We start from the raw sequence: 7,840 nt of genomic DNA on the forward strand, positions 1-7,840 counted from the left end.
CACGTTGTCCGTCGTTGCATTCTCGGCCCACGCCCATGCGCCTGCAGGTTTTGGGCGTGGACGCAGGCCCGGCAATTGCGCTTCGTCGGCACACCCAACCGACGAGGACAGCGATCATGTTCCACTCGCTCGACGCCGTGGCCGCAGTGTGGCTCGCTCTGTCGATTGCCGCTTCGCTCTATGTTGCCTACGACGTGACGGGCGGGGGGCATCCGCAGCCGATGTGGATCATGTCGGTCGTTTGGCCGCTGACGATACTCTACTGGGGACCAGCCGGGCTGATCTTTTACTTCTGGTTCGGGCGAACGCAACGAGTTCGAGCCGATGGATCCGAGGGGAGCCACGACCCTGCCCACGGCGGCGACCAAGCGCCGATGTGGCAAGCGGTATTCAAAGGCGCGACGCACTGCGGAGCAGGTTGCGCCAGCGGCGACTTTGTCGCGGATTGGATCGCGTATGCGTCCGCCGTCACGCTGGCAGGCTCGAAGCTCGGCGGCAAGCTGTCCCTTGCCTTCGTTTTCGCCTATGCCGTCGGCGTCGTCTTTCAATACTTCTCGATCGCGCCCATGCGCGGCCTAGGCTTGCGCGACGGGCTAATCGCGGCTGTGAAAGCGGACACGCTATCGCTCGTGGCCTACGAAGTAGGCATGTTCGCCTGCATGATCGCGTTCTCTCACGCGTTTCCGTCGCTTGAACCGACCCGGCCCGTTTATTGGGTGCTCATGCAGGCCGCTATGATCGTCGGATTCGCGACTACTTACCCAGTCAATTGGTGGTTGATCTCGCAGGGGTGGAAGGAGCGGATGTGAGGTCGGCCCCGACATTCATGAGGAACGTTCCATGTCGTTCTCTGGGGCCAGCTTCCCTTTGAGAAAGTAGTCGGACTCGTCGGGTATAACTCCGTCCTTATAACGATCGTCTTCCCAAACGAGGCGCCAATAAGTATCGTCGGCGTCGAATCGGTCAATGCTTTCGCGGTATGCACCCGTGACCTTCGGGGCTCTCGCACCCTTTACGAAATAATTGAAACAGCCATCACTAATGATTTCCGGTTTACCTACGGCTATCAGACCAAGCAACTTATCACGCTTCAGCTTTACAGGCTCCCAGATCCCGTCCGTGGGAATGACCCGGCCTGATCGCACAATCGTATTCGTTCCAGCCGGGACCTCGGGCAAAGAATCGGGAAAAACGGGGTATTGCAAGGTGTAGAATCGTCGACGATACGCAGTCGGCGCCAAGAGCCAACCCGGGCTCTCGATGAGCGCAGTCCCTCTCGTCGAACCGAGACCTGCAAGAGGCACCTCTTCACCTCGATATTCGGACGAGCGCATCATCCTGTTAAGCACTTCCACCTTCGGCGGGTATGGTGCCTCTTGGATACCGCGCTCCCAGTAGTCAGCGTGCGGATATAGATACGCGGACACGACCCAGTACGCGCGAAGAGCATTCGAAAACGGTTGCCCTTTCAACCACACCGATCGATTCCCTTTTTCCAATTCGATCAAGCCGGCGTTGTAGCAGCTGAGGATCTCGAAAATTCTCGGCAAATTATCCGCCGGCATCTGCTCCTCGGACTCCGGCGGCCACGTCTTAACCGCCTCCTCGTAGGCGAGCGCGAATTTTTCCCAATCGTCTCTCTTTCTCTTCCAAAGGGAATAGCTCGTCAGACGCTTCAGCAGCCAAAAGATTTTTCGCAGGGCATCACTATCGATATGCTCAGATACCATGTCAGTGCATTAAGAATCGTCATTTGTGCCAGGAATCGCGAGGCGCGCGCGAAATCGCAGTAGATTGGCTTGCGAAGGAGGTACGCCAGACCGACGGCGATTTCATCGTTGGCCACGGCATTCGACTCCTTCGGTTAAGCGTTGGATCGGGATGCGGGGCACGGCCTTAGTCTCGCTTGACCAGGCGCCATCGCACGTAATGCGAAACCATGTCCCCTTTCGCATCTCTAACGCTGAGGTCAGGCATGACAGAGCCAACCACGGCGTGGATCTCGGGATGAGCATAACCGACGGCTTTCCACCATCCGGAGGCGGGGCAAACCGAACCCGTGAGCATGTCGCCAGGATCCGAAGGAGCCACGGCTTTCGACGGGCGTTCAGGTTCAAGAAAGTACTCCGACTCGTCGCCAACGACACCTGTGCCATACCGATCGTCTGCCCACAGCAAACCCCATAGCGTAGGGACTTGCTCGACACGCCTAGTCGCCTCGTTATATTTCCCAATGCGGGGCGCGGTCGTGCCATGAACGAAATAGTTGTATGCCCCGCTTCCGTGAGATTCCTTGCTGGCAGTCTGAGCGAAACCTGTCGCCACACTTTGACAGGCCGCCATTGGCACCCAAATTCCGTCGACCGGTACATCGTCACCCGTAAACACGATCGTATCGCCGCCAATGGGCAAGGCAGGTAGTTCCCGAGGAAACACCGGATGGGGCAGGCAGTAAAAACCGTAGTCGTAGGAGGCAGGGTTTAGTAGTCCGCGTAAGCTGGACCAATACGCCCCGCGATACATTGCGGTCCGAGGAATTTCCAGCGGACTTTGATCGCCATGAAAACGAGCGTCCAGCATCAACTTTTGCAGCCGATCAATATCAGTTGGATATCGATTCAGTTGCATACCACGCTCCCAGTATTCTGGATTTCGATAAAAATTCGCAAAAATCGTTCCGCTAATATGATGCGCTTCGCATAGCGACTGCCCGATCCTCCAAACAAACCGATGGCCTCGCGCAAGGTTAGCTAAACCATCGTCATAGCGCGCCAACGCGTCGTAGGCAGACGGCAGCAAGCGTAGATCTACATGCGCCAGTTCATCGTGCGTCCAGTTCTTGATCGCGTATTCATATGCACGGACGAAAACCTCCCAGGCATCCCGCTTCCGACGCCACAAGCTGTAACTCGTCAGTCGTTTGAGAAGCCAAAATGCCTTTCGCTCGGCGTCAGCTGTTTCGGCTACTCGTCCAACGGACCGGCTACTCACGACGGACCTTTCATATCAGTCCCGGCGAGACAATCGCCACGTCACTAAGTGTGAAATCATCTCGCCTTTAGCGTCCCTTACACTCAGGTCGGGCATGATGGTACCCGCCAAAACATGAACCGGCGGCCTCTCATGGTTGACGGCCTCCCACCAGCCCGAGATCGGGCACAACTCGTGCGCCCTTGCGACCGGAACTTCCGCCTCGTCATGCTCGACGGCTAGCTTTGTCTCAAGAAAGTAATCGGACTCGTCGGGTATAACTCCGTCCTTATAACGATCGTCTTCCCAAACGAGGCGCCAATAAGTATCGTCGGCGTCGAATCGGTCAATGCTTTCGCGGTATGCACCCGTGACCTTCGGGGCTTTCGCACCCTTAACGAAATAATTGAAACAGCCATCACTAATGATTTCCGGTTCACCTACGGCTATCAGACCAAGCACCTTCTCACGCTTCAGTTTCACAGGCTCCCAGATCCCGTCCTTGGGGATGACCCCGCCTGATCGCACAATCGTATTCGTTCCAGCCGGGACCTCGGGCAAAGAATCGGGAAAAACAGGGTATTGCAATGTGTAGAAAGTGAAACGATATGCAGATGGGTCCAACAGCCAACCCGGGCTCTCGATGAGCGCAGTTTCACCCTCGAAATCGAGGTCTTCGAGAGGCGCCTCTTCACCTCGATATTCAGATGAGCGCATCATCCTGTTAAGCACTTCCACCTTCGGCGGGTATGGTGCCTCTTGGATACCGCGCTCCCAGTAGTCAGCGAGCGGATATAGATACGCAGACACGACCCAGTACGCGCGAAGAGCATTCGAAAACGGCCGTCCGTTTAACCACACGGATCGATTTCCCTTTTTCAAGTCGACCAAACCGGCGTTGTAGCAACTGAGAATCTCGAAAATTCTCGGTAAATTATCGGCTGGCATCTGCTCCTCCGACTCGGGCGGCCACGTCTTAACCGCCTCTTCGTAGGCGAGCGCGAACCTTTCCCAATCGTCTCTTTTTCTTTTCCAGAGGGAATAGCTCGTCAGACGCTTTAGCAGCCAGAAGACCCTTCTTCGGGTGTAGGCGTCCTTGGATCTATTTCCCACATTCTCGCTCACAATGCTAGTACCATTACTTTTAGTAGAAAACTTTCAATATTATAACATCGACGGATCATCCTCTCATGATCCGTCGACGACATTTAATCGGGACGCGACAATCGCCATGCAACCAAGTGCGAGACCATCTCGCCCTTCGCATCTCGCACACTCAGGTCCGGCATTAATTCACCGGCGGAAATATGTCTCGATGATTGACTATGACCAACGGCCTCCCACCATCCCGAGATAGGACACACATCATATGCATTTATCGGCCCAACATCTTCATCAGGTTGAGATAGCGGGGACTTCGGTTGAATGAAGTATTCAGATTCATTCGGCACAATCCCGTCTTTGTAACGCCGATCCTCCCACAAAAGCCGCCAATGAACGCCCACCCTTTCGAACCGCTCCGTCGCCTCAATGTAACGGCCGATGATCTTGGGAGCAGCAGTACCATTCACAAAATAATTAAAGCACCCGGCGCTCTCAATCCTTGCTGATCCATGCGGTATGAGACCAAGGATGCGATCACGCTCAACGTGCACTGGCTCCCATATACCAGATACCGGAACAGTCTGCCCGGAACGTACTAGCACATCTTTGGCCTCGGGTATTTCAGGCAAGACCTCCGGGAAGATCGGATATGCGAGAGTATGAAAACCGTATTGATATGACCTCGGGTTCAAAAGAAAGCCTGGCCCTCCGATGAAAGCGCTCTCGCGTCGTTGGGACTCCAGCGGTGCAGCATCGCCGTGAAATTCTGATGCCCGCATCAACTGATTCAAGGCCTCGACCTTGGCGGGGTAAGGAGCCTGCTGAACCCCGCGCTCCCAGTAATCGGCATTAGGATACAAAAATGAGGCGACTCCGTAGTACTGAGACACTGCAATGTTCAGAGCGCCGTCGCTGCGCCAAACGGATCGATCGCCCGTTCGAAGTGCTTGGAGGCCCTCGTTATAAAGGCTGAGAATATTGTAGATAGTCGGCAGGTTGTCGGCCGGCATCTGTTCGGATTGACTCGCAGGCCAAGTTTTGACAGCATTCTCATATGCATCGGCAAATATTTTCCACGCGTCACGCTTCCTCACCCAAAGCGAATAGCTTGTAAGCCGCTGAAGAAGCCAAAACACCTTTTTTTGCATATGTTCATCAAATGATGATTCTCGATTCATACCGTCTCTCATTGCGCATGCTCTTGATCTTCGCTGCTCACTCTTGCCGCGGCGGTCGCTCTACTATTCGTAATCTTGGTCTGAATCTCATCAGTTGCGAGTCTTCGCGTTCGCGCAGCACCGCTGAAATCATCCTTAAAGCGACTGTACCCGTACACGTCTTCCACATTATCCCAATTTGTCGCCCGTAGTTCTACTCGTATCCCGTTCCATTCGATGGGCACGACACTGGCACCCGCCTTAATCTTCTCACCCTCTTCCGTAATTCGGCTTGCTAGCTCACCGAGATCGACGATCAGTTGTTCGCCTCCACCCTCAAGGTATTGAGAAGGTACCTTGTTACCATATTGCTCAGCGATTTTCCCTGCCCAGCCCTTGATCCCTGGCATTCGCGCAGAAAGATCTTGCGGAAATTGCAACACGGCTAGAAAGCCGTTGCCATTCCATTCATCCAACACCGCCGAGCGAACGCGCCATTCCTCTGCGCTCGTTGGAGGATCGCCAATTCCCCAAAATGCGGGCTGCCGCCCGCCGGCCTTGCTTCCGCCCTGCCATGGGGCATGCTTCGAAGGATTCCCAAAGGCGCGATACAACTTTCTACCGGCCAGGTGCTCTGAACCGACTGCTGTGATGGTGCCGTGAAAAGACGCGACATCAACAAATACCTTCGCATCTTCATTCGGCACTGTGTCTGTTCTGCGAAGAATGTCGGGCCATCCGTCGGCGATCTTCGGCCCGTATCGACCCCGTACAGCAGCCTCGACAGAGCCGCCGTCGGCGAGACACTCCGCGGAACAATACCTCCCCCGCTTGATCTCCCGCGCCAGCTTACGCTCCTCCAAATAGGCCTCGGCCTCCCGCTTCACCTTCGGCATCCCGCCGGTCGCGATCTCATGGATCTCGCCACGATATACCATGTTCTGCAACGTGCGCAGCCGCGCGTTCAACTCCTTGAACGCTTGAGGGATCATCGTATCCGCCAGATCCTGCAACTCGAAGAAGCCCTGCCTGACGCGCTCGAGCTTCGCTCGCCACACTTCCGGCAGCACTTTTCCCACACGCGCATCGAGCGCCTTCTTGATTGCCAGCTGAACGGTTGCGCAGAAGTCCTTGCACTTGTTCAGAATCTGCGATTGGTACTTGTTGAGATCGAGCGATTTGAGCCATTGCTGTGCATCACCGTGGCCCATGCGGTTCAAGAACCGAATCACTTCGGCGAGCAACTCACTGTCCTTGGCGGCATCCCCCGTGACGCGCAGGGCCAGCCTGCCGACGCCCTTGATCACCCCACCCACGACCGGAAGCAAGGCAAACAGAAGAACAACCAGCAGGACCCATTGCATGACTTCTCGGCGTTTTGCCGCATCGCTGCTCATCCCGATGCCCACCGCCAAAAGGTCGCGAACTGCGGTTGCATCGCCTAGCAACGGAATCATGCCAATGACGGCATCGACAATGACCTGACTGATCGTCTGCTTTTCGTTGAAGGCGCCCTGCAATGTTCCCCAGCACCATTGCCCTACTTCGAGCGACGTGCTTTTGAAGTCCTCTACTGTCCAACTCATTTTCACGCGCCCCCGTGTTTGGCGATTAGCGAGTCGATGTCGCTCTCGGTGAGGCGCTCGCCTTTGTAGTCAGGATTGTGTGTATCGTCCTTACGACGGTAGGGTCGGGCGTCCGGGCCAAGTTCGACGCTGACCGTACCCACCGGTACGTCGTCTAGGCGAAGCCTGCCGGCGTCATCGAGCACGCCCTCGCGAACACTGCCATCGGACAATGTTGCTTTGTACTTCGCACCTTGCACCGGCTCGTCGTCGTGATAGAGGTATTGCATCGCGGCGCTGTATTTGGATGTCGGCAGTGCGGCAAGCGGATAGTTAAGGCTTGCGGGCCCCGAAAACGCTCGCTGAGCACCCTTCACATCGACCGCGCCGGGTGCATGAATTTCGATGTTGCCGTCTTTGATGCGGATGTACGCACCGCCCGATGTGAGCAACACCTCTCGCTTGCCGGCTACCTCCACCATCTGTGTCGCCGACACAACCTTCAGCCCTCTCTGCGCAGGCAGTTCAATGTCATCCGAATGCGCTTGGACTTCGATCTTGCCCTTCGCCGCGAATAGCTTCATCCCGGCGTTCTGCACGAACAGGCTCAGCTTCTCGCCGATCGAAGCGATCAGCGATTGGCCGCTTGCGATATGCGTGCTTGCGCCGCTGACGATGTTCACGTGCTTGTCGGCCGCCACGCTCGTCGACTGCTGTGTCGACAACGCAATACCCGAGGGGCTCGCCACCAGCATGATCGGCTCGGCGAAGCCATTGGCGTTGCCCGTGCCTCCACCCGCCGTGCGGCCTGCGCCCGAGGCATCGCCCGCTACAGCCTTTTGCGTCGCGTCGGTGAAGGCTTTGAGCGAGTCGTAGCCGTCCTTCAACGTTTCGGCCTGATGTGCGGCGCTCGCATCCGACAACGCTTCGATCACGCTCTCAGCGTTGACGAGTTGGCTACTCGCTTGCCTAACATCCATCGGCTGCTTAGCTGATGTCGGGTGGCTCGATACATACAGGCCTTGCTCGGCGCAAATCGCGCCG

7 protein-coding genes are annotated in these 7,840 nt (G+C 56.2%); 1 reads left to right on the forward strand and 6 read right to left on the reverse strand.

What is annotated here, in order from left to right; translation table 11 throughout:
* Window positions 1–116 precede the first annotated feature (116 nt).
* On the forward strand, window positions 117–809 hold the full coding sequence (locus ACTHNR_RS21485; protein WP_440549809.1) for a DUF4396 domain-containing protein: 693 nt from the start codon (window positions 117–119) through the stop codon (window positions 807–809).
* A 15-nt stretch (window positions 810–824) separates the two neighbouring features.
* Here ACTHNR_RS21485 and ACTHNR_RS21490 read toward each other — a convergent pair whose 3' ends face one another.
* The 6 genes from ACTHNR_RS21490 to ACTHNR_RS21515 form a co-directional block, all read right to left on the reverse strand.
* Window positions 825–1,730: an Imm72 family immunity protein gene (locus tag ACTHNR_RS21490; protein WP_440549812.1), complete on the reverse strand. Its 906-nt coding sequence runs from the start codon at window positions 1,728–1,730 to the stop codon at window positions 825–827.
* Window positions 1,731–1,896: 166 nt separating this feature from the next.
* Entirely contained in the window at window positions 1,897–2,901 is a 1,005-nt protein-coding gene (locus ACTHNR_RS21495) for an Imm72 family immunity protein (protein WP_440549815.1), read from the reverse strand.
* A gap of 105 nt (window positions 2,902–3,006) precedes the next feature.
* Window positions 3,007–4,095: an Imm72 family immunity protein gene (locus tag ACTHNR_RS21500; protein ID WP_440549818.1), complete on the reverse strand. Its 1,089-nt coding sequence runs from the start codon at window positions 4,093–4,095 to the stop codon at window positions 3,007–3,009.
* Window positions 4,096–4,178: 83 nt separating this feature from the next.
* Window positions 4,179–5,252, reverse strand: coding sequence for an Imm72 family immunity protein (locus ACTHNR_RS21505; RefSeq protein ID WP_440549821.1), 1,074 nt, complete (start codon window positions 5,250–5,252; stop codon window positions 4,179–4,181).
* An 8-nt stretch (window positions 5,253–5,260) separates the two neighbouring features.
* On the reverse strand, window positions 5,261–6,817 hold the full coding sequence (locus ACTHNR_RS21510; protein ID WP_440549824.1) for a hypothetical protein: 1,557 nt from the start codon (window positions 6,815–6,817) through the stop codon (window positions 5,261–5,263).
* Between the two features lie 2 nt (window positions 6,818–6,819).
* Window positions 6,820–7,840: DUF2345 domain-containing protein (locus ACTHNR_RS21515; protein WP_440549826.1), on the reverse strand; the 1,021-nt coding region annotated here is incomplete at its 5' end.

The sequence above is a fragment of the Trinickia sp. genome (assembly GCF_051954495.1).
Lineage (GTDB): Bacteria > Pseudomonadota > Gammaproteobacteria > Burkholderiales > Burkholderiaceae > Trinickia.